The sequence below is a fragment of the Roseibium sp. MMSF_3412 genome, assembly GCF_030733265.1.
Taxonomy (GTDB): Bacteria; Pseudomonadota; Alphaproteobacteria; order Rhizobiales; family Stappiaceae; genus Roseibium.
The window spans coordinates 104,388-125,286 of the sequence record NZ_JASHJI010000003.1 but is presented as its reverse complement, the minus strand read 5'-3'; the positions used below and the strand labels follow the sequence as shown (position 1 = coordinate 125,286).

The 20,899-nt window shown below is 59.4% G+C and carries 19 protein-coding genes; 11 read left to right on the top strand and 8 right to left on the bottom strand.

Annotated features, from left to right (window positions below; translation table 11 throughout):
* Positions 1 to 422: 422 nt before the first annotated feature.
* Positions 423 to 2,246 (bottom strand): translational GTPase TypA, encoded by a 1,824-nt coding sequence (gene typA, locus RBB49_RS06770; protein WP_306141954.1) that lies wholly within the window; start codon positions 2,244 to 2,246, stop codon positions 423 to 425.
* A gap of 242 nt (positions 2,247 to 2,488) precedes the next feature.
* Between typA and RBB49_RS06765 the strand changes: the two genes are divergently transcribed.
* The 5 genes from RBB49_RS06765 (at position 2,489) to RBB49_RS06745 (ending at position 7,309) form a co-directional block, all read left to right on the top strand.
* Positions 2,489 to 2,950 (top strand): MarR family winged helix-turn-helix transcriptional regulator, encoded by a 462-nt coding sequence (locus RBB49_RS06765; protein ID WP_306141953.1) that lies wholly within the window; start codon positions 2,489 to 2,491, stop codon positions 2,948 to 2,950.
* A complete protein-coding gene (locus RBB49_RS06760; RefSeq protein WP_306141952.1) occupies positions 2,947 to 4,158 on the top strand; it encodes a multidrug effflux MFS transporter in 1,212 nt (403 codons plus the stop codon). The genes RBB49_RS06765 and RBB49_RS06760 overlap by 4 nt, the downstream gene beginning before the upstream one ends.
* Before the next feature lie 118 nt (positions 4,159 to 4,276).
* Positions 4,277 to 5,095, top strand: coding sequence for a dihydropteroate synthase (gene folP / locus RBB49_RS06755; RefSeq protein WP_306141951.1), 819 nt, complete (start codon positions 4,277 to 4,279; stop codon positions 5,093 to 5,095).
* 1 nt (position 5,096) lies between these two features.
* Positions 5,097 to 5,609 (top strand): 2-amino-4-hydroxy-6-hydroxymethyldihydropteridine diphosphokinase, encoded by a 513-nt coding sequence (gene folK, locus RBB49_RS06750; protein ID WP_306141950.1) that lies wholly within the window; start codon positions 5,097 to 5,099, stop codon positions 5,607 to 5,609.
* 608 nt (positions 5,610 to 6,217) lie between these two features.
* On the top strand, positions 6,218 to 7,309 hold the full coding sequence (locus RBB49_RS06745) for a sulfatase-like hydrolase/transferase (protein ID WP_306141949.1): 1,092 nt from the start codon (positions 6,218 to 6,220) through the stop codon (positions 7,307 to 7,309).
* Between the two features lie 64 nt (positions 7,310 to 7,373).
* Here RBB49_RS06745 and RBB49_RS06740 read toward each other — a convergent pair whose 3' ends face one another.
* From RBB49_RS06740 to ccrA, 4 genes are all read right to left on the bottom strand, one after another.
* Positions 7,374 to 8,057 carry a hypothetical protein gene (locus tag RBB49_RS06740; RefSeq protein WP_306141948.1) on the bottom strand — a complete coding sequence of 228 codons (684 nt, stop codon included), beginning with the start codon at positions 8,055 to 8,057 and terminating at the stop codon, positions 7,374 to 7,376.
* 9 nt (positions 8,058 to 8,066) lie between these two features.
* Positions 8,067 to 9,287 (bottom strand): argininosuccinate synthase, encoded by a 1,221-nt coding sequence (locus tag RBB49_RS06735; protein WP_306142379.1) that lies wholly within the window; start codon positions 9,285 to 9,287, stop codon positions 8,067 to 8,069.
* A 136-nt stretch (positions 9,288 to 9,423) separates the two neighbouring features.
* A complete protein-coding gene (locus RBB49_RS06730) occupies positions 9,424 to 10,083 on the bottom strand; it encodes a hypothetical protein (RefSeq protein WP_306141947.1) in 660 nt (219 codons plus the stop codon).
* A 271-nt stretch (positions 10,084 to 10,354) separates the two neighbouring features.
* On the bottom strand, positions 10,355 to 11,650 hold the full coding sequence (ccrA, locus tag RBB49_RS06725) for a crotonyl-CoA carboxylase/reductase (RefSeq protein ID WP_306141946.1): 1,296 nt from the start codon (positions 11,648 to 11,650) through the stop codon (positions 10,355 to 10,357).
* 283 nt (positions 11,651 to 11,933) lie between these two features.
* On the opposite strand from ccrA, the gene RBB49_RS06720 reads away from it, so the two are divergent.
* Positions 11,934 to 13,931, top strand: coding sequence for a protein meaA (locus tag RBB49_RS06720; protein ID WP_306141945.1), 1,998 nt, complete (start codon positions 11,934 to 11,936; stop codon positions 13,929 to 13,931).
* 158 nt (positions 13,932 to 14,089) lie between these two features.
* A complete protein-coding gene (locus RBB49_RS06715; RefSeq protein WP_306141944.1) occupies positions 14,090 to 14,476 on the top strand; it encodes a hypothetical protein in 387 nt (128 codons plus the stop codon).
* A 50-nt stretch (positions 14,477 to 14,526) separates the two neighbouring features.
* Here the strand turns inward: RBB49_RS06715 and RBB49_RS06710 are convergent, their stop codons facing one another.
* Positions 14,527 to 15,633 (bottom strand): glycine cleavage T C-terminal barrel domain-containing protein, encoded by a 1,107-nt coding sequence (locus RBB49_RS06710; protein WP_306141943.1) that lies wholly within the window; start codon positions 15,631 to 15,633, stop codon positions 14,527 to 14,529.
* 254 nt (positions 15,634 to 15,887) lie between these two features.
* Here RBB49_RS06710 and RBB49_RS06705 point away from each other — a divergent pair, with 254 nt between their 5' ends.
* From RBB49_RS06705 to RBB49_RS06690, 4 genes are all read left to right on the top strand, one after another.
* Positions 15,888 to 16,883 carry a sodium-dependent bicarbonate transport family permease gene (locus tag RBB49_RS06705; protein WP_306141942.1) on the top strand — a complete coding sequence of 332 codons (996 nt, stop codon included), beginning with the start codon at positions 15,888 to 15,890 and terminating at the stop codon, positions 16,881 to 16,883.
* Between the two features lie 4 nt (positions 16,884 to 16,887).
* Positions 16,888 to 17,199, top strand: coding sequence for a transcriptional regulator (locus RBB49_RS06700; protein ID WP_306141941.1), 312 nt, complete (start codon positions 16,888 to 16,890; stop codon positions 17,197 to 17,199).
* Positions 17,200 to 17,323: 124 nt separating this feature from the next.
* Complete coding sequence (locus RBB49_RS06695; protein WP_306141940.1) at positions 17,324 to 17,983, top strand: carbonic anhydrase; 660 nt, start codon at positions 17,324 to 17,326, stop codon at positions 17,981 to 17,983.
* Positions 17,984 to 18,002: 19 nt separating this feature from the next.
* Positions 18,003 to 18,521, top strand: coding sequence for a DinB family protein (locus tag RBB49_RS06690; RefSeq protein WP_306141939.1), 519 nt, complete (start codon positions 18,003 to 18,005; stop codon positions 18,519 to 18,521).
* A 41-nt stretch (positions 18,522 to 18,562) separates the two neighbouring features.
* Here RBB49_RS06690 and RBB49_RS06685 read toward each other — a convergent pair whose 3' ends face one another.
* Both RBB49_RS06685 and RBB49_RS06680 read right to left on the bottom strand, forming a co-directional pair.
* Positions 18,563 to 19,684: a mandelate racemase/muconate lactonizing enzyme family protein gene (locus RBB49_RS06685; RefSeq protein WP_306141938.1), complete on the bottom strand. Its 1,122-nt coding sequence runs from the start codon at positions 19,682 to 19,684 to the stop codon at positions 18,563 to 18,565.
* A 57-nt stretch (positions 19,685 to 19,741) separates the two neighbouring features.
* Positions 19,742 to 20,815, bottom strand: coding sequence for an isopenicillin N synthase family oxygenase (locus tag RBB49_RS06680; RefSeq protein WP_306141937.1), 1,074 nt, complete (start codon positions 20,813 to 20,815; stop codon positions 19,742 to 19,744).
* Positions 20,816 to 20,899 lie beyond the last annotated feature (84 nt).

The window sequence follows — 20,899 nt, the reverse complement described above, 5'->3', positions numbered from 1 at the left end:
TGAGACTGGATATGCCGCTTTTCGTCTGTTCTGTGACATAAGGGCGGCGGAGCGGTCGCAATATCTTTCCTCATCGTCATTGCCGGACTTGATCCGGCAATCCATGCCGTGACGTTTCGGCTGGGTAAGGCGTGTGCGTCGGGAACGCAACGGCCAGAACGAAAATTTCCTCTCCCACCGGGAGAGGTACCACGCATAGCGACCAGATGGCCCTTTCGACCGAAGGCAAATGCCTTTCTGTGTTTGCCAATGCACCGTGTTCCCGGCGATTGGAAGAAGGTGGAACCCAAGAGGCTACCGGTTCCTGCCTTCGGCTGCGCTTCCGCAGGGATGACAAGTCTTTGGGCGTGCGTTCGCCTCCAAAGCACAAAAAAGCCCGGGCGGCTGCCCGGGCTTCTTGACTTGGTCAGGGTCCTTCGGCTTTACGCCGATGCCTTGTTGGCGGCGCGTTCCGCGCGCTTGCGGGCGTGCGGGTCGAGTTCCGCCTTGCGCAGGCGGATCGAGGACGGGGTGACTTCCACCAGTTCGTCGTCGGAGATGTAGGAGAGCGCGGCTTCCAGCGTCAGCTTCATTGGAGTCGTCAGCTTGACGGCATCGTCCTTGCCGGCCGAGCGGATGTTGGTCAGCTGCTTGCCCTTAAGGACGTTGACCTCAAGGTCGTTGCCGCGGGTGTGCTCGCCGACAATCATGCCCGGATACACCTTCGTGCCGGGATCGATCATCATCGGGCCGCGGTCTTCCAGGTTGAAGAGCGCGTAGGCAACCGCTTCACCCGTGCCGTTGGACAGGAGCACGCCCGTGTGACGTCCCTGGATCGGACCCTTGTAGGCTTCGTAGCCGTGGAAGATGCGGTTGAAGATGGCAGTGCCGCGGGTGTCGGACAGCAGCTCGGCCTGGTAACCGATCAGGCCCCTTGTCGGTGCATTGAAGACAAGACGCGTGCGCCCGCCGCCGGACGGCTTCATTTCCAGAAGGTCGGCTTTGCGCTCCTGAAGCTTTTGCACGACGATGCCGGAGTGTTCTTCGTCGACATCGATAATGACTTCCTCGATCGGCTCCAGACGGTTGCCGGCGGAATCGTACTGGTAGACGACGCGCGGACGGCCGACACCGAGTTCAAAGCCTTCGCGGCGCATGTTCTCGATCAGGATCGCCAGCAGCAATTCGCCGCGCCCGGAGACGATGAACGCGTCGGGCTCGTCCGTGTCTTCCACCTTCAGGGCAACGTTGCCTTCAGCTTCCTTCTGCAGCCTTTCGCGGATGACGCGGGACTGGACCTTGGAACCCTCGGTTCCGGCCAGCGGACTGTCATTGACGCGGAAGGTCATGGACAGCGTCGGCGGATCGATCGGCTGGGCCTGAAGCGGTTCGTCGACGCCCGGCGCGCACAGGGTATCGGCAACCGTCGCCTTGGTCATGCCGGCGATCGCGACGATATCGCCCGCCTCGCCCTGTTCGATCGGCTGCCGTTCCAGGCCGCGGAAGGCGAGGATCTTGGAAACGCGGCCGGCTTCCACCTGGCTGCCGTCGCGGGCCAGCGCCTTGATCGGCATGTTCGGCACGGCCGTGCCGGAGACAACCCGCCCGGTCAGGATACGTCCGAGGAAAGGATCGGACTCGATGGTGGTTGCCAGCATGCGGAATTCACCCGGGTCGGCTGCGGGCGGCGCGACCTTGTCCAGCACCATGTCGAACAGCGGATCCATGTTGTCCTGCGGTCCCTCCGGCTCTTCGGCCATCCATTCCTGTTTCGCCGAGCCGTAAAGAACCGGGAAGTCGAGCTGGTCCTCGTTGGCGTCAAGTGCGGCAAAGAGATCGAACACCTCGTCGAGAACCTCGTCCGCCCGCTGTTCCGGCTTGTCGATCTTGTTGATCGCGACAATCGGCTTGAGGCCAAGCTTGAGCGCCTTGCCGAGCACGAACTTGGTCTGCGGCATCGGTCCCTCAGCGGCGTCGACCAGCAGGATGACACCGTCAACCATGTGAAGGATGCGCTCAACCTCGCCGCCGAAATCCGCGTGGCCCGGTGTGTCGACGATGTTGATGCGCGTGTCTTTCCAGACCAGAGAAGTGACCTTCGCCAGAATGGTGATGCCGCGCTCGCGCTCGATGTCGTTGGAATCCATCATCCGTTCTTCGGTGCGCTGGTTGTCGCGGAAGGCGCCGGATTGCTTGAGCAGGACGTCGATCAGGGTGGTCTTGCCATGGTCAACGTGCGCGATAATGGCAATGTTGCGAAGTTTCATGAGTGGCTCCAAAAGACAGAGCGGGCCCGATTGGGACCCGCAGTCTGTCTGGACGATTTAAAACTGGGATCGGCATATACGCCGAATTTGGCGCCTTTATACGTGGAGAGCGTCAATTGTGCAATGCAATGCAGTTATGCAGCGGATTACAGGCACCGCGTGTCGGGTCCCTCACCATTGACAGCTTCGTCTTCAGGCCCTAATTCGTAAGGGAACCTTATTAATCAAAGCTGCTGGTTTTCATGTCGATCGCCTACCCGAATGTAAGCGTCACAATGCTGGTCGTCGATCTCGCGCGCATGCTCAGGCGGCGTTTCGAGGCGGCACTTGCCGATGTCGAGACCGGCCTGACGGTTGGCGAGGCGCGCACCCTGTTTTATGTGTGGCGCAATCCGGGTCAGCGTCAGGCGGCGCTTGCGGATATCATGTTCGTCGAACCGATGACGCTGGTTGGCTATCTGGATTCCCTGGAGCGCGCAGGTCTGATCCGGCGCTGTCCCGACCCGCGTGACAAGCGCGCAAAGCTGGTGCAACTGACGGCAGACGCCGATCCGCTCCTGGAACGGATCGGAACCGCGTTGCAGTCCGTGCGCGCGACGGCTTTGGAGAATATTGCCGAGCAGGACAGGGAACACCTGGAGACGCTGCTGCAGGTGATGAAGGACAGCCTGATCTCCGAGGAACTTCCGGGACGGCGCAAGTGACCGCTCAAAACGCCATCATGAGTGCGCGGCGCACATCGCTTCTGGGTGCGGCCCTGGTTGCCATCGGCCCGATTTCGATGGCGCTCTACACTCCGGCCATGCCGGCGCTCGTTGCGGTGTTCGGCACGAACGAAGCTGCGATCAAGCTGACACTGACGGCCTATTTCGCCGGGTTTGCGGTCGCCCAGCTGATCTGCGGCCCGCTTTCCGATGCTTTCGGGCGCAAGCGCGCAACGCTGGCCTTCCTCAGTCTCTATCTTGCCTCCAGCTTTCTGGCGACGTTCGCGCCGACGGTTGAGTTCATGGTCGTCGCACGGACGCTGCAAGGCATTGGGGCGGCTGTCGGCATTTCCGTTTCACGCGCAATCGTGCGCGACCAGTTCACCGGGCAGGCATCCGCGCGCATCATGAACGCAATCGCGATGATGCTGGCTCTGGGACCAGCCGTTTCCCCGACGATCGGCGGTTTTGTTCTGGAGCTTTTCAGCTGGCGGGAGGTGTTCTGGTGCATGGTGATCTACGGCGCTGTGCTGATGGTGTGCGTGGCCGTCTTTCAGGTGGAGACCAATCCCAATCCGGGCCTGCATCATCTCAATCCGGGACAGCTGGTCACCAACTATCTGACGCTTCTGAAAGACCCGCGATTTCTCGCGCCGAGCATTCTGATCGGTTGCGGACTTGGCGGACTCTATGCGCTTGCGAATGTCCTGCCTTTCGTGCTGATGAACAATGTCGGTCTGTCGCCGTCGCAATTCGGCCTGGCCATGATCATTCAGTCCGGCTCCTTCATCGTCGGAACAATTGTTACGGGACGCCTGCTCAAGGTGGTGGAAGCGCGCCGGCTCGTTCCTGTCGGCATGATGCTGTGGGTGATCTCTTCGACGCTGATGTGCGTTCTGAGTTTGACGATGGAGCCGACCGTTGCAACGGTCATGGGGCCTGTGGCGTTGTTCGTTTTTGCCCTCGCGTTCGTGCTGCCTGCCAGCTTTACCGATTCCATGGCGCCGTTCCCCAATATTGCCGGGGCCGCTTCGGCGATGACCGGCTTCATGCAGTTCGGCGGCGGCATCCTTGCCGGTCTCATTGTCGCGGCGCTTGGCGACCCGCTTATCGGTCTTGCAACGGTCCTGCCGCTGATGCCGATCGCCGGCATCCTGTTGCACCTTCACTTCCGGAACAGGGCGGTGCATTTCGCGCCTGCCGAATAGCCGGCCTGACCGAGCCGGGCCGGCACTGCTGCATCTTTTTTGAGCGCGTGGCCCGGTCCGCTTGACGCTGTCTCTCCAAACAGGCATCAGTCCATCGAGACAGAAGAGGGATCTCCCGATGGCGAAAGCCGCAAGCTACGCCCTGCCGGCGGGCCGTGCGCATGTGATGGGCATTTTGAACGTCACGCCCGACTCGTTTTCCGACGGCGGCAGACACAATGAAGAACAGGCGGCACTGGCACACGCAAAGACGATGATCGCCGAGAAGGCCGACATCCTGGACATTGGCGCGGAAAGCACGCGGCCGGGGTCCGATCCGGTGTCTGCGGAAGACGAATGGGCGCGGCTTGCCCAAGTGCTGGAGCCGGTCTGCGATCTCGGTGTTCCGGTGTCCATCGACACCTACAAGGCTGAAATCGCGCGGCGGGCCTGTGCGGCGGGAGCCGTGATCGTCAATGATGTCTGGGGCCTTCAGCGGGATCCGCTGATGGCCGACACGGTTGCCGAGGCGGGTGTGCATGTGGTGATGATGCACAATCGCGAAAGGGCGGACAGCGCCATCGATATCATGAGCGACATCGACCGGTTCTTCGAGACGTCGCTCCGGCTGGCACACGCAGCGGGCATTCCGGAGGAGAAGCAGATCCTCGATCCCGGTTTCGGATTCGGCAAGACCATCGATCAGAATTTTCTCATCCTTAACCGGTTCAAGGATCTGAAAAAGCACGGCAGGCCGATCCTGGCGGGTGCCTCGCGCAAACGGATGATCGGAGCCATCCTGAATGTCGAGACCGATGACAGGCTCTACGGTTCGATGGCTGTCCATATGACCGCGCTTTTGAAGGGTGCGGCGATCGTTCGCGCACATGATGTCGGTCCACATGCCGATTGCGTGCGTATGCTGGACGCAATACGACTTGAACAGGCTCCTTCCTGAAATGACATTTTCCGATACCACCCCTGATGCTCCGACAAGATGCGCTCTCGGGCTCGGCTCCAACCTGGGTGATCCCAGGGCCAATCTCGATGCCGCCGTGCGCCTGCTTGAAGAGACGACGGGCATCACGCTGGTCGCGCGTTCCGCGAACTACCGGACACCACCGTGGGGGCCGGTGCCGCAGGATGACTACGTCAATATCTGTGTGGTTCTGGATACCTATTTGAGTCCGCAGGACCTGCTGCAGCGCTGTCTTGGCGTCGAAAAGGAACTGGGCCGCGTTCGCGATGTGCGCTGGGGACCCCGGATCATTGATGTCGATCTGTTGATCTACGGCATCCGGAAGGTACAGGAAGACAATCTCGACGTGCCGCATCCCAGGATGGGGGACCGCGCGTTCGTGCTCATCCCGCTCGCCGAAATCTGGCCGGACGCACCGCTCGGTGATGGCCGCACGGCACTGGACGCGCTTGCGACCTGTCCGGACCAGGACGGGGTTGTCCGGATCGATTGAGGCGCGTTCGATCCGCGTTTGCGCGGATTGCCGATTTCCGGGTTGTGTGTGCCCTTCCGGGTGGGGCGGCGTCAAAGATCAGGCCCGATGCTGCGCCGACTGCAAATCTGACATTTCAGCGCGACAACACCCGAAAACTGCCGAAAATTGCTGAAAAATGCCCTGTATCAAAAAGGTTGTATTTTACACGTTTTGCGTTTGCAATTTTTTATAGTTTTTACTCTTGATTAAATTCTAGGTTGCTAAAACTCTCGTGCACTCATGTGGAGCTAAATAGCAATCCAATGAATTTTGTATCACCTGTAATTGAAAAATTTCGAAAAAACAGAATTTCAACAAAGGAGTCTCTTAAATTTGCGTTAATTCCACTATTTTATGCGAATATAATATATGTTTTCGCGAGCTATTTTTATAGCTCACCGAGAAATGTTTTTATCTTTTCAACGATACTCGTTTGTATTACGGGTTTATTTTTGAATAGATATGTTTTTTTATTTTTATTGTTTATAGCAGTTTTTTTGGATGCCGCAGTGTTCGTGGCCAATTTCTTTCAGATGCCGTTGCCGATGCTTCTGGATTCATTGCAATTTTTACTTGAAATAAATTGGTTGCAATCACTCACTTATCTGGCTGTTTTCGGCCTTCTGTTCGCAACGCTTCTGATGACCTACAGGACCGTGATTGCCCTGAAGAAAAGCCGTGACCGGATTTCTCTGGTGCCTGTCCTTATTGTCACGATCATCGCAGGCAGTGCCGATTTTCTGCTGAACTCTCCACCAAAAGATGTGAAACAGTTGCAGCTGCGGCTTGCCGAAACATTTGAGCCGATTGACGACGCGGCGAGTTTCAAGACCGGTCTGACTCAATTGACCGAAACCGGTGAAAGTCCCGACCTTCTGATTGTGATGGTCGAGGGTCTTGGCGCCTTTGAGTCACAGGCGTATCAGGACCTCGTCTGGGGTCCGCTGCTCGGTGCTCGCATTCGCGAAAGATACGCGGCCAGTCAGGGAACCACCCACTATTTTGGCTCGACCACCTCAGGCGAAGCACGTGAATTGTGTAACCTGAAAGCCGACTACAGAGACTTCCGCGACAAGGACATGAGTGATTGCCTGCCCTATCGCGTGTCGGCATCAGGTTACAAGACGGCCGCGTTTCATGCCTTCACGGAGCGGTTCTTCGAGCGAAAGGACTGGTTTCCGAAAATCGGATTTCAGGAACTCTATTTCCTTGAAGACAGGGTCGGGCTGAAACCGGATGATCCACTTCCCTGGTGCGGCCTGAGTTTCAAAGGGCTGTGCGATACCGACGTGGCAAGATCCGTCGAGGCCTACCTTACGAGCGATGAGACCCGGCCCCGCTTCGTCTACTGGTTGACGCTCAACTCGCACAAGCCGGTCAAACCCGGAGAAGCGCCCGAACGACTTGCGTGCGAAGAGGGCGGTGTGTTCGGCGATCGTGAACTTTGTCTGATGAGCGAGCAATGGCTGAACATCTCTCATCTTGTCGAGCGGATCGCCCTGAACAGGAAACTGAGAAAGACCGAGATCCTTCTTGTCGGCGATCATCACCCGCCGCTGTTCACGCGCAAGGCAAGGAGCCTCTTCCAGCCAGGCAAGGTCGCCTGGCTGCATCTCAAGCCTCTGGATGCGACGCCGAAAGGAAGACTTGCCGCCGCAAAGCGGGAGTTTGGCGACTAGTCACCTGAATCTGAAGCTCGACTCATTTTGCAGCTTGGTCCGAACGAGCTTCAAATTCGCCGCACTAGAGCCCGATGAAGCTGGACATGTGAAACCGTGCATTGTCGGGATGCGGTTTGTGGTCTTCGCCAAAAGGACAGGCGTGTCTGGCAAGGCAGCCGGACCAGCAGGCAATCTCGGAGCTTTCTTGAAGATGGCCCTTGCAGGCAGGAACATCATAGCCGGTTTCGACGGAAATGGCGTTCACAGGGCAGGCATTCAGACAGGGTTTGTCCCGGCAGGTTTCGCAAGGACCGGCGTTGGCGGGCGGACCTTGATCGACGACCGCTGCAGCGGACAGGAAGGCGGCACGGAACCCGGTCCAGGGCCCATATGTTTCATGCGCAAGCACGCCCAGGGGGCTTTGTGAAAAACCGCCGCATTTGAGCGCCCATTGCTGGAAAGGGAAATAGGGCGGGCCTTCGAACGGAAACAGAACGTCAAGGCCGTGAACGGTGGCGAGCCGGGACAGCTCCTGCTTCGCATAGCGGTCCATCGGATGCGGCGTGCCGTCCTGAAACTCCCGACTTGATGTGAATTGAGGCCAGAGGGACGGTCCGGTGCTTCCGATCAGCAGCAGGCTCTGTGCAATTGCGCCGCCGGTGATGTCCGGAACGCCATCGCCCGGAGAAGGCCGGAAGCCGCCAAGCAGCAAAAAACCGGCGGCCGCGAGATCATCTTGCAGATACGCGAGCGCCGGTTCGGTCATGGTGTTTCCTCAGCCGAGGCGATCGCGCTTGGCGAGCGTGCGCAGGCGCAGGGCGTTCAATTTGATGAAGCCGGCGGCATCCTTCTGGTCATACGCTCCCTGATCGTCCTCAAACGTTACCAGTTCCTCCGAATAGAGCGAATAGGGCGAGGCGCGGCCGATCAGGATCACGTTGCCCTTGTAGAGCTTCAATCGGACGGTGCCGGTGACATGTTCCTGGCTCTTGTCGATCAGCGCCTGAAGCATCTCGCGTTCCGGGGAGAACCAGAAGCCGTTGTAGATCAGCTCGGAATAGCGCGGCATGAGCTCGTCCTTCAGGTGCGCGGCACCGCGGTCGAGCGTGATCGATTCCATAGCCCGGTGCGCCGTCAGAAGGATCGTACCGCCCGGTGTCTCGTAGATACCGCGGCTCTTCATGCCGACAAACCGGTTTTCGACCATGTCGAGGCGGCCGATGCCGTTGTCGCGGCCATAGTCGTTGAGCTTTGCAAACAGCGTTGCCGGTGACATCTGCTCGCCGTTGAGAGAGACCGCATCGCCTTTTTCGAAGCCGATTTCGATTTCCGTGACCACGTCCGGTGCTTCGGTCGGATCAACCGTACGCTGGAACACGTAATTCGGGGCTTCCTCGGCCGGGTCTTCCAGAACCTTGCCTTCGGAAGACGAGTGCAGCATGTTCGCGTCCACGGAGAACGGGGCATCGCCGCGCTTGTCCTTGGGCACCGGGATCTGGTGCTTTTCTGCGAAATCGAGCAGATCCGTGCGCGACTTGAACGACCAGTCGCGCCAGGGCGCGATCACCTTGATGTCCGGGTTGAGCGCATAAGCCGACAACTCGAAACGGACCTGGTCGTTGCCCTTGCCGGTCGCGCCATGGGCAACAGCGTCGGCGCCGGTTTCCTCGGCGATCTCGATCAGGCGTTTCGAGATCAGCGGACGGGCAATGGACGTGCCGAGCAGGTAGACACCTTCATAAACGGCGTTGGCGCGGAACATCGGGAAAACGAAATCGCGGATGAATTCTTCGCGCAGATCATCGATGTAGATTTCCTTGATGCCGAGCATTTCGGCCTTCTTGCGCGCAGGCTCCAGTTCTTCACCCTGACCGAGGTCGGCCGTGAAGGTGACGACTTCGCAGCCGAATTCGGTCTGCAGCCATTTCAGAATGATGGATGTGTCCAGGCCACCGGAATAGGCCAGAACAACTTTCTTGATATCTCCATGCGCCATGTTGGGGAACGTCCAGTTCGATGTCTTCGGCGGATTGACCGCACCGTTGAAAATTTGCGGCAATTTATCCGTTTCCCCACGCGGCGCAAGCCCTTCGGATCGGCAAAATTGTCGCCGTCTGGAGGCAAGTGCGGCGTCAGGTGTTTAGCTTGACGAAGATCTTCTGCATGAACTCTGTGACGTGATTGTCATCGACCTGTACCTTTGGCGTCGGAATTCTTCCAATCTCCATGTTCAGAGCAAAATCTCTCCATGCATTGACGGTATCCGCAAACCGTTCCGGGGAGCTGCAGGCTGCTTCCTCGTCGGCGCCACGTTTCGAATAGCGATGGTTTGAAATATACTTGTCGATCGAAATCCTGAGATCTTCGCTGCCTGATTGCGTTGGTTCGTCCTCGTGTTGAGCAGAGTTGCCGGCACCAAGAATTCGCGCGGCCAGGTAGTGTCTGGCAACACGCTTCCGGCCCTGACGATCTTCGACGATCCCCTCCTGAAGCGTAAAGCGGGATATGTCCGACCAGGCAATAACCTGTTCCTGTCGGGGTTCCACAAACCTGATCGCTTTTCGATTTAGTTCGACGAACGTGTCGTCTGTCGGTAGGCGCAATTTGAAAAAAACGAGCAGGCCGACGGCAATTCCAGTCGCCGGAACAGCGAAAAAACTCGGAGCAAGCTGCCCAAGCAGCAAATAGGCCACGCCGGCTGCCACAACGCCAACGATCGCAGATTCGCCAATTGCCACTAAATAAAGTTTTGCAGGGTCAGGTCTGAGGATGAGTTTGTCTTTGATCGCCACGTAAAACCGAAACAGTGAGACGGGAAAAGGGAGAGTGCCTGGTCCCTAGTTTTGACGAAAGTTCGCTTGAGATCAACGACGGGTTGCAGTTCGATTTGGTAAATCCTGAACCCGGATCTGCGTTCAGCTGTGCTTCACGTTGCCGGAATGACCGCATTTTTTCCCTTGCCGTAGCCCCGCTCTCACAAAAAGACCGGCCCGCAGAACGGGCCGGTCAGGCTGCATCAGGCTTGTTCGGGCCTATGGCCCAAGCCTTTCAGGGAGCTCTTTGTCAGCGTTTTCCAGCCTCCAGGACGTCTTCGAACGTTCTGAGCCCGGTTGTCGGGGCGCAGACCAGAACCGACATGTTGCCGGGGGCATGCTGGTTCTTCCACATCTTGGTGTGAGCGCTCGGGATCTGGTCCCAGGGGAACACTTCGGACATATACGGGTCGATGCGCCGTTCGATCATCAGCTTGTTGGCTGCAGCCGCCTGTTTCAAATGGGCGAAATGCGAGCCCTGCAGGCGCTTCTGGTGCATCCACATGTAGCGGACGTCGAAGGTGCAGTTGAAGCCGGACGTTCCCGCGCAGATCACGACCATGCCGCCCTTCTTGCAGACGAAGGTCGAGATCGGGAAGGTCGCCTCTCCCGGGTGTTCAAAGACGATGTCGACATTGTTGCCCTTGCCGGTGAACTCCCAGATCGCCTTGCCGAACTTGCGGGCTTCCTTGAACCACTCGCCGTACTCGGGCGAGCCGACCGTCGGTAACTGGCCCCAGCAGTTGAAGTCCTTGCGGTTGATGACGCCTTTTGCACCGAGGTCCATGACGAACTGGCGCTTGTCCTCGTCGGAAATCACGCCGATCGCATTGGCGCCGGCCGCCGTGATCAACTGGATCGCATAGGAGCCGAGGCCTCCGGAGGCCCCCCAGACGAGCACGTTCTGGCCCGGTTTCAGTTCGTGCGGATGGTGCCCGAACAACATGCGGTAGGCGGTGGCGAGCGTCAGCGTGTAGCAGGCGGCCTCTTCCCAGGTCAGATGCTTGGGCCGCGGCATCAGCTGCTGGGCCTGCGCCCGGGTGAACTGCGCGAAGGAACCATCCGGTGTCTCGTAGCCCCAGATGCGCTGGGTGTTGGAGAACATCGGGTCGCCGCCGTTGCATTCCTCGTCGTCGCCGTCGTCCTGGTTACAGTGAATGACAACCTCGTCGCCGACCTTCCAGCGCTTCACCTTGTCACCGACGGCCCAGACGATCCCCGACGCGTCGGACCCGGCGATGTGATAGGGAGCGCCATGGCCGTCAAACGGGCTGATCGGTTCGCCGAGACCGGCCCAGATGCCGTTGTAGTTGACACCTGCCGCCATCACGAGGACGAGCACTTCGTGGCTGTCGAGTTCCCAGGTCGGCACGACCTCCAGCTGCATGGCATCTTCCGGCGCGCCGTGACGCTCGCGCCGGATCGCCCAGGCGTACATGTTTTTCGGGACGTGACCGAGCGGCGGAATTTCACCGATTTCGTAAAGGTCTTTCACCGGAGCATCCTCAAATGTTCGGTTGTCATTGGCTTCAGCGGTTGCAGTCATTCATCCCCTCCCAGGGTTTTGCTTGGCTCGCGATTTCGCAACTGCACAAGGCATGTTTGGCTCAAATTCCTATTTTGCGCAACTATTGTTCAAAATGGCGCTTCGATCTATACGACTATTGCTTAACTTGCGTTTTGATGCCAAGCATATTTTGCATTGCACAGAGAGATTTCGCATGCGCGTAATGTCAGGCAAGCTCCACCGGACCGGGAGATCCGGGTAAAATGGGGATCAAAGAAGAAGAATAAGACTGTCAGAAGAACGTCTTAGGAGGACTATCGGCATGAGCCAGACGGGTGAAAATGGCAAGGAACGGGACCGCCCGTGGATTTTCCGGACCTATGCGGGTCATTCCACGGCGGCGGAATCGAACAAGCTTTACCGCGGAAACCTTGCCAAGGGTCAGACCGGATTGTCCGTTGCCTTCGATCTGCCGACGCAGACAGGCTACGATCCGGACGACATGCTGGCGCGCGGCGAGGTCGGCAAGGTCGGCGTGCCGGTCACGCATCTGGGTGACATGCGCACGCTGTTTGACGAGATCCCGCTTGAGCGCATGAACACGTCCATGACGATCAACGCGACCGCGCCATGGCTGTTGTCGCTCTATGTAGCGGCGGCTGACGGGCAAGGGGCCGACCGGAAACTTCTCTCCGGCACCACCCAGAACGACATCATCAAGGAATACCTGTCCCGGGGCACCTATGTTTTCCCGCCGGCGCCTTCGCTGAAACTGACGACGGACGTCATCGCCTGGACCTATTCCAACATGCCGAAATGGAACCCGATGAATGTCTGCTCCTATCATTTGCAGGAAGCAGGTGCGACGCCGGTTCAGGAACTGTCCTTCGCGCTCGCGACCGCGGTTGCCATTCTGGATTCCATGAAAGCGAGCGGGGCGATCCCGGAAGAGGACTTTCCGAAGGCCGTCGGGCGGATTTCCTTTTTCGTCAATGCCGGCATGCGCTTCATTACCGAAATGTGCAAGATGCGCGCCTTCACCGAACTCTGGGACGAAATCTGCCGCGAGCGTTATGGCGTCGAAGAAGAGAAGTACCGGCGCTTCCGCTACGGCGTTCAGGTCAATTCCCTCGGGCTGACGGAGCAGCAGCCGGAAAACAACGTCTACCGGATCCTGGTGGAAATGCTCGCCGTCGTGCTGTCGAAGAACGCCCGTGCACGGGCGGTGCAGCTCCCGGCATGGAACGAGGCGCTGGGTCTTCCACGGCCGTTCGACCAGCAATGGTCGCTGCGGATGCAGCAGATCATGGCCTACGAAACCGACCTTCTGGACTATGCCGACATCTTCGATGGATCGGTGGAAATCACCAAAAAGGTCGAGGCGCTCAAGGCGGAAGCCCGCGAGGAGCTTGCCAGGATCGATGCCATGGGCGGCGCCGTTGCCGCGGTCGATTCAAGCTACATGAAACGGCAGCTCGTGGAGTCCAATTCCGCGCGTCTTGCCGCCATCGAAGCCGGTGATCAGGTCGTTGTCGGGGTGAACCGCTGGACGGAAACGGAAGCATCACCCCTTGCTGCCGGAGAAGACGGCGCGATCCTGACCGTGCCCGAGCATGTCGAGGCCGAGGCGATCGAAAAGGTCAAGGCCTGGCGCGATGCCCGTGACGACGCGGCCGTTGCCGCCGCGCTGTCAGAGTTGAAATCAGCAGCGCAGGAAGGCCGCAACATCATGGAACCCTCCATCGCGGCGGCCAAGGCAGGTGTCACGACCGGGGAATGGGGCAGGACGCTGCGCGAGGTTTTCGGAGAATACCGGGCCCCGACCGGTGTCGGACAGTCCGCGCGCGATGATGCGGGCGATCTCGCCGCGGTGCGGGCCGACGTCAACGCCGTTTCCGAAACACTCGGACGCCGGTTGAAGTTCCTTGTCGGGAAGCCGGGTCTCGACGGCCATTCCAACGGCGCGGAACAGATTGCCGTGCGGGCGCGCGACTGCGGTATGGAAGTCGTTTATGAAGGCATCCGCCTGACACCGGCCCAGATCGTCAATGCGGCGGTGGAAGAAGATGTCCACGTGATCGGTCTTTCGATCCTGTCCGGGTCCCACCTGGCGCTGGTGCGCGATGTCATGGACCGTCTGAGGGCGGCCGGCGCCGATGATATTCCCGTCGTTGTTGGTGGCATCATACCGGACGAGGATGCGGCGCAACTGAAGGCCATGGGTGTTGCCGCAGTCTATACCCCAAAAGACTTCCAGCTGACGGATATCATGGCCGATGTTGTCCGGATCGTCGGGGCGAAAGGAGCGCGTGCGGCCTAGATCATACGCGGCAACGTGCACACGGCAGTGATTCGGGGGTCCATTTCCTGAAGTGATGCAAGAGGTTAACGGATCGTAAAGATTTGTTAACGCTTCCTTGAGACCCTTGACGAAGTCCTGCCAGAAGGCGGGGATTCTCTGATGGCCAGGAGGCCGGAATGGCGACGACGATCGAAAGGCCGCAATCGGCCCAGGTCGTGGCGCATGCGACAGAGTATCCTGCGGACAGGGACGGTGACGGCACCGGCTATGATCGCAGAGGCAAGCGTAACGACGCAGAGCGGCACGACACCGACACTGACACCGGTTACTCTACGGACGAACCGGCCGTCCTCATTGATGCACATCACCTGGAAAATCACGCCCTAGATGGTGTGGCCGCCTATCGTGCAGCCGCGTTGCAGGCGCTGGAGCCGCTCGTAGACCACGGGCCTGTGCATCCGCTCCGGGGTGTCCAGGAAGGGATTGGGCCCGACAATATCCGTCACGCTTACGAAGATCACGGCGAGGCGGACGAGTGGCACGAGATTAACGTGGCAACGTGAACATTGCCACTTGTTGCCGGCTACCCCGCAGGTGTTGGTTCCAAGGCCAATCAGACCCTGAATGGCAGCGTAACAAGTGTGCCTTCGACGCGTCCGCTGTCCCTGACCACCTCGACTGTCTCACCCGCCCGGACCTCAACCGATACCAGTGCGTAGCCGATCATGCGCTTGAGCCGGTAGGACCAGGCCTTGTGCGTCATGTGTCCGACCTTCTTGCCGTGTTTCAGGATATCCAGCCAGATTGACTGGTCTTCATTTTCCTCGACATCTCCCAGCATGATCCCGAGCTGGTGTCTTTTCACGCCATTGGCCTTGATCCGTTGCAGAGCCTTGATACCGATCACGTCATCCTCGACGCCCAGATCGACGAACTTTTCCAGCCGGACCTCGAAAGGGTTGGTGGTTTCGTCCGTGTCCGTACCGAAATTCAACAGCCCGCTTTCGGTGCGCTCCGACGGATTCGGATACCCCGGTCCGATGCCGAACGGCTTGCCCGCTTCCCTGACGATTTGCCAGAGCCGGTCGCCCTTGGTGCCCTCCATCAGGTAAAGTTCGAAGCCTCCCTGCTTGGACCAGCCCGACCTGGCAACCTTGAGTGGAATTCCCTCGATTTCGGCGTCGCCAAACCAGAAATACTTCAGCTTGCGCACCCAGTCGCCGAACAGGGCGGCGACAACGTCTTCGGCCTTTGGTCCCTGCACGGCGAGCGGAGACACATCCGGTTCGCTTACGGTCACATTCAGCCCGCGCTCGCCGGCAACGCACCGCGCCCAGAACCATATGTCCGAGTTGCCGATGGACAGCCAATAGCAGTCTTCGTCGATCTTGAGCGCAATCGGATCGTTGATCAGAACGCCATTGTGATCGCAGACCGCAACGTATTTGCCCTGGTTGACCTCCTGAGCTGACAGATCTCGCGTACACAGAACCTGGGCAAGGCGCGCTGCGTCGGGTCCCTTCAGCTGCACCTGACGCTGCGCTGCCACGTCCCACATCGACACACCGTTGAGCAAGCGCCAGTACTCGGCCTCCCGGTCACCATAGCCGCGCGGGATCAGCATGCGGTTGTAGGTGAGCAGCGTTTCTGCGCCCTCCGCAATGGTCGAAAAGTAATAGGGCGATTTCCTGAACCGGCCTGCTGAGACGATTTCGGCCATGCATCCTCCCGTCATGTATGGGGCGAGATCGCAGTATTGCCGAGCCCAGAGACAGGCGCCATGACGTTTTCGCCCCGTTGGCGCACAGGGCCTGTCTTGAAAACACGCATATGCCGATTTGCCTATGCAGGGTCCGTCGATTTTGCTTGAACCGCTTGCCGGAATGCCCCATATCCGCCCGAATACGTATTGTTACGTATCTCGTTGCAAGCTGGCAAATGGCGGGATGCGCGTGGGTTAAGGGCAAGACGGTCTTGGCAGACACAATTCTCTCATTGGCGGCGGAAAACCTGCTGTCGCCGATCATCCTCTTTTTTGCGCTTGGTCTCGGTGCGGCGCTGGTGCGCTCGGACCTGTCGGTGCCCGAGGCGGCGGCAAAGGCACTGTCAATCTATCTGCTTTTTGCGATCGGCTTCAAAGGCGGCGTCAGCGTGAGCGCGCATGGGGTCGATTCAACACTCCTGCTTGCGCTCGTTGCCGGCCTGATCCTGTCCTTTGCAATCCCCTTTACCGCGTTCGGTCTTCTGAAGGTCATGACGCGCCTCAGTGCCGTTGATGCCGCCGCAGTCGCCGGGCACTACGGGTCGATCTCGATCGTCACGTTCGTCGCCGCGACATCGGTGCTACAAAGCCAGGGCATTGCCAGCGAAGGGTATCTTGTCGCCGTTGCAGCGGCCATGGAAGCGCCAGCGATCCTGTCCGCGCTCTGGCTGGCCGCCAAGTTTTCCTCGCCCGACACCAATGCGGAGCGGGCGAAAGGAACCAAGGGCCTGTTACGCGAGATTCTCCTGAACGGGTCCATCGTCCTGCTTGTCGGGTCGTTCTTCATCGGCTTCCTGTCCGGTCCGAAGGGCCTCACCGAGATCGAAAGCTTCATCGTGTCGCCCTTCAAGGGGGTTTTGTGTCTGTTCCTGCTCGACATGGGGCTGGTTGCCGGGCGCGGCCTGCGCAGCAGTGCCGGGCTCCTCAGACCGGGCCTGATCCTTTTCGGGGTGCTGATGCCGATGATCGGGGCGGTTGCGGGTCTAGCGGCGGGAAGCCTGATCGGTCTGTCGGTCGGCGGAACCATGCTGCTCATGACCTTGAGCGCGTCGGCATCCTATATCGCGGTGCCGGCGGCGATGCGGGTCGCGTTACCGGAAGCCAATCCGTCGATCTATCTGACAATGTCGCTCGGGATTACGTTCCCGTTCAACCTGACCCTCGGAATTCCGCTTTATTTGAGCATTGCCCAGGCTACGGGAGGATAAGCCCATGGAGATGAAAGACGCGAAACGGGTGGAAATCATCATTGAAGCGCCAATGGAAACCCGGCTGACAGACACGCTCGACGAAGCCGGCGTCACCGGATACACGATCCTGCCGGTGATGGGCGGCAGCGGTCGATCCGGAAGATGGAGCCGTGAAGGACAGGTTTCCCGGGCCGGGGGCATGGTGGCCATCATCTGCATCATTCGACCCGAGAGGCTGGACGAGCTGCTTCAGGCGGCGTTTGAAGTGGTTGAGCGCCATATCGGCGTCGTGACCGTTTCGGACTGTTCTGTGCTGCGCGCGGAACGCTTCTAGCGTGCCGCAGCAGAACAGGGCCTGAAGGCTTACACCGTTTCGGGCAATTTGCATTCGCAGGCCCAAGTGATAAGAACCTCCTGACAGGCGACAAGACCTGTTTGCAGTTCAGGAGGCTTCAAAATTGACTTTTCCCGCATCCCTTCTGGAAGGTTATGGCCACTACCTGAACAAGGGCTTCGTCCGCTACAAGGAAACCCATGAGCGCCTTGCGGTCTACGGTCAGAAACCGGATGTCCTTGTCATTTCCTGCTGCGACAGCCGGGTAACACCCGAAGGCATCTTTCACGCCGGTCCGGGCGAGTTGTTCGTCATCCGCAATGTCGCAAATATCGTGCCTCCTTACGAGGAAACCGAAGGTCAGCACGGCACCAGCGCAGCGATCGAATTCGCGGTGAACGGCCTGAAAGTCGGGCATATCGTCGTCATGGGCCATGGCCAGTGCGGGGGGGTGAAGGCGTTCCGCGAGCACGCCAACGACCCGATGGCGACGGGGGAATTCATCGGCCGCTGGATCAAGCTTCTTGAGCCGGCCGCGATTTCCATGGCCTGCATGCCCATCGACAAGGCCGACGATCCGCAACTCGCAATGGAATATGCCGGCATCCGCCATTCTCTCAAGAACCTGCTCACCTTTCCGTTTATCGAAAAGGCGGTCACGGATGGCGGTCTGCTGCTGCACGGTGCCTGGTTCGATATCGGCTCCGGCGAACTCCGCCTGATGGACCCGGAGAGCGAGCGGTTCGAAGCCGCCCTGCCGGACGCACTGCCTGCCGGTGCGTGACAGTCAACGGGAGTTTCCGATGCAGATTGACCCGGGTCTTTACCAGCGCCTTGCGGCCTACAACAGCTGGATGACGGATAAAGCTTATCTGGCCGCGGCGAAGATGAGCGATGAAGAGCGCAAGGCCGACAAGGGTGCGTTTTTCAAGTCGGTCCATTCGACGCTCAATCACATCCTCTTTGCGGACCGGGTCTGGATGAACCGGTTCTCCGGGTCGTCCCACGTCGTGAACGGCATGGGCGTCGATATCTTCGATGATTTCGAGGCGCTACAGACCGCGCATCTTGAGATGTGCGGTGAGATTTCGGCCTTTGCCGATGCGCTCACCGCCGAGTGGCTCGCCGAGCCGATGACCTGGACGCGCAGCACCGACAATGTCACGCGCTCGCGGCCCCGCTGGCTGCTGGTGACGCACATGTTCAATCATCAGACCCATCACCGCGGCCAGCTGTCGACCCTTCTGATGCAGTCCGGGATCGACATCGGTGTCACGGATCTGCCGTTCATGCCGGACCTGCTCGAGGCATCCGGTATCTGAGCCTCTCCCGAACCTCGGATTCAAGCCGACTTTCCGCTGACTTATGTCCAGCTTGCGACCGGATCGCCGAGTTCCGCGCGGTTGACCGTCAGTCCAAGGCCGGGGGCGTCCGGAGCAAGCACGCCGCCATCGGCAACGGGTGCCTCAAATTCCGCGAGCTGCGTCGTGACCATGTCGCGGCAGTCGAGGATGCATCTGAGATGTCTTTCCGGAACCGTTTGACCGAGATGCGCGATCGCGGCGAACGCGATGGTCGAACCGACGGTATCCTGGACGCTGAGCGTCAGACCTGCCGCCCGGGCCATGTCCCGCTGACGCCGGCCGGGTGTGAGACCGCCCGCCTTGGAAATCTTCAGACCGATGCCGTCGCAGGCATCCAGCGCGATGGCCTGGGCAAGGTCGGTGTCGGCCTGCATGAGCTCATCCAGGATGACCGGGACGCGGCAACGGGACCGCAGCGACAGCGTTTCCCGCCAGCTTGCGCAAGGGGCTTCCAGCACGAAGTCGAGACCGGTCGGCAGAAGGGTCAGTAGCCTGAGGGCTGTTTCCGGAGTAAGGCCGCCATTGGCATCCACCAGATAAAACTCTCCCGGCTGCCGGTCGGCCAGGGACGCCTCGATTCGCGCCGCGTCGAGGGCCGGTCCGCCCTCTCTGTCCAGGGCGCCGATCTTGACGGAATGCCCGCGATATCCCCTGTCCCGATGGCGCGAAACGTTCTGCCGCATCCTCTCCGGCGTATCGGCGGGGATGGAGGACATCACAGGCATGCGCCGGCCTGTGGACCCGCCCAGAAGCATCCAGCAGGGCAATGCCGTGGCCTTGCCGAGGATATCCCAGGCCGCGACGTCGAGAGCCGTCCTTGCGTGAAGGTGACCGGCAAGGACCGTGTCCATGACGTCGTAGAGCCGCTCGACCTGCCTCGGATCCTCACCGATAAGATGCGGCGCGATCTCGGCAATTCCCGCACGCACACCAAGGGCGTGGGCCGCGATGTAGCTTGACCCGAACGGTGTGCTTTCGCCCCAGCCCTCAAGGCCGCAAGCTGTTTCCATCCGCACGATACTGGCATCGAAGGCGTGAAATTCGCGCCCGCCGGACAACGTGTAGATGCCCCCGGAATACGGCAAATCCGCCTGAAAGAGATCGATGCGTTCGATTTTCATGCTTGTTCCGCCACGCGAAGGGTTGCCCCGGATTGCAGCACATTTCCAGGCGCGATGTCAGGCCGGTATCTTCTGGAGATGAGGATAACTCTCGACGAAACGCCCGTATTTGTGTGCGCCGCAGGTCACGGCTTCGTAGCGGGCCGGATTGTCGGCATCGATGCAGGAGGCGAGCGGTGCGAACTCCGCGTCATAGTCGGCATCGATGAAAAACGGGATGGAATACCGTTCGCGCCCGCTCGTGTTGACGACACGGTGAAGGTTGGCAAGGTAGCGGTCGTTGGTCAGCCTTTGCAGCAGGTCGCCGATATTGATCACGAAGGTGCCGGGGATCGGCGTTCCCTCGACCCATTGCCCGTCCCGGTTCAGGACCTGCAGCCCGCCGACATCGTCCTGCGCCAGGATCGTCAGATTGCCATAATCGGTGTGCGCCCCGATGCCGATAATGCTTTCATCGACAATGCCGGTCTGCGGCGGGTAATGCAGCAGACGCTGAATGCTGATCGGCTTCTTCAGCTTGGCCTCGAAGTAATCAGGGGCAAGGTCAAGGCTGCGCGCAATCCCGGACAGGATCGTCATGGAAAGGCGTTTCATCTCCTCGTGGTAGTGATAGACCGCGCCACGAAAGCCGGGAAGTCTGGCTTCGTCGGGCCAGAGATTTGGTCCGAAGAAGGGGCAATCGGCTTCCGACTCCGGACCGAGGTCGAAACACTCCTTCAGGTCCCTTGTCTTTTCCGGATCCGTGTTTTCGCCGAACGGCTCGATATAGCCGCGAAGTGTCTGACCCGACCGGGACACATGCAGCGCCATCTTTTCGGCGTCCGGCAAATCGAAAAACGCTCGTGTCTGACTGAAGGCGTTGTCGACAACCGTATCGGCAATGCCGTGGTTCTTCACATACATGAACCCGGCATTCGCAAGTGCCCAGTTGATTTCGCCGGCAACCTTGTCCGGGTCGCTTCCATCCAGGAGCGGTGCAAGGTCGACAACCGGTATCTTGTCGAAGGACTGGCGTTTGGCGTGCAAGGCATCGTCGAGTTGCGGGATCTGGTCGTTCGGCATCGGGTTTCCTGACAGGGGACGCTTGAGATTGGCCATGGTTTCCGGAAACAGGTGCCTTGGCAACGTCAATAAATTTTCTGCTGGCTTAGAAAAAGTAATGCAATTGAGACAGCTAAGTCTTACGATCAATGTGATTTGCAATTGCTTTGCATG

Excerpts from the sequence above, each read along its gene's own strand:
- RBB49_RS06735 (WP_306142379.1), bottom strand. The coding sequence starts at position 9,287 with ATGGCGCATGGAGATATCAAGAAAGTTGTTCTGGCCTATTCCGGTGGC.
- RBB49_RS06765 (WP_306141953.1), top strand. The coding sequence starts at position 2,489 with ATGTCGATCGCCTACCCGAATGTAAGCGTCACAATGCTGGTCGTCGAT.
- RBB49_RS06720 (WP_306141945.1), top strand. The coding sequence starts at position 11,934 with ATGAGCCAGACGGGTGAAAATGGCAAGGAACGGGACCGCCCGTGGATT.
- typA (WP_306141954.1), bottom strand. The coding sequence starts at position 2,246 with ATGAAACTTCGCAACATTGCCATTATCGCGCACGTTGACCATGGCAAG.
- RBB49_RS06690 (WP_306141939.1), top strand. The coding sequence starts at position 18,003 with ATGCAGATTGACCCGGGTCTTTACCAGCGCCTTGCGGCCTACAACAGC.
- ccrA (WP_306141946.1), bottom strand. The coding sequence starts at position 11,650 with ATGACTGCAACCGCTGAAGCCAATGACAACCGAACATTTGAGGATGCT.
- RBB49_RS06710 (WP_306141943.1), bottom strand. The coding sequence starts at position 15,633 with ATGGCCGAAATCGTCTCAGCAGGCCGGTTCAGGAAATCGCCCTATTAC.
- RBB49_RS06740 (WP_306141948.1), bottom strand. The coding sequence starts at position 8,057 with ATGACCGAACCGGCGCTCGCGTATCTGCAAGATGATCTCGCGGCCGCC.
- folP (WP_306141951.1), top strand. The coding sequence starts at position 4,277 with ATGGCGAAAGCCGCAAGCTACGCCCTGCCGGCGGGCCGTGCGCATGTG.
- RBB49_RS06700 (WP_306141941.1), top strand. The coding sequence starts at position 16,888 with ATGGAGATGAAAGACGCGAAACGGGTGGAAATCATCATTGAAGCGCCA.
- RBB49_RS06715 (WP_306141944.1), top strand. The coding sequence starts at position 14,090 with ATGGCGACGACGATCGAAAGGCCGCAATCGGCCCAGGTCGTGGCGCAT.
- folK (WP_306141950.1), top strand. The coding sequence starts at position 5,097 with ATGACATTTTCCGATACCACCCCTGATGCTCCGACAAGATGCGCTCTC.
- RBB49_RS06685 (WP_306141938.1), bottom strand. The coding sequence starts at position 19,684 with ATGAAAATCGAACGCATCGATCTCTTTCAGGCGGATTTGCCGTATTCC.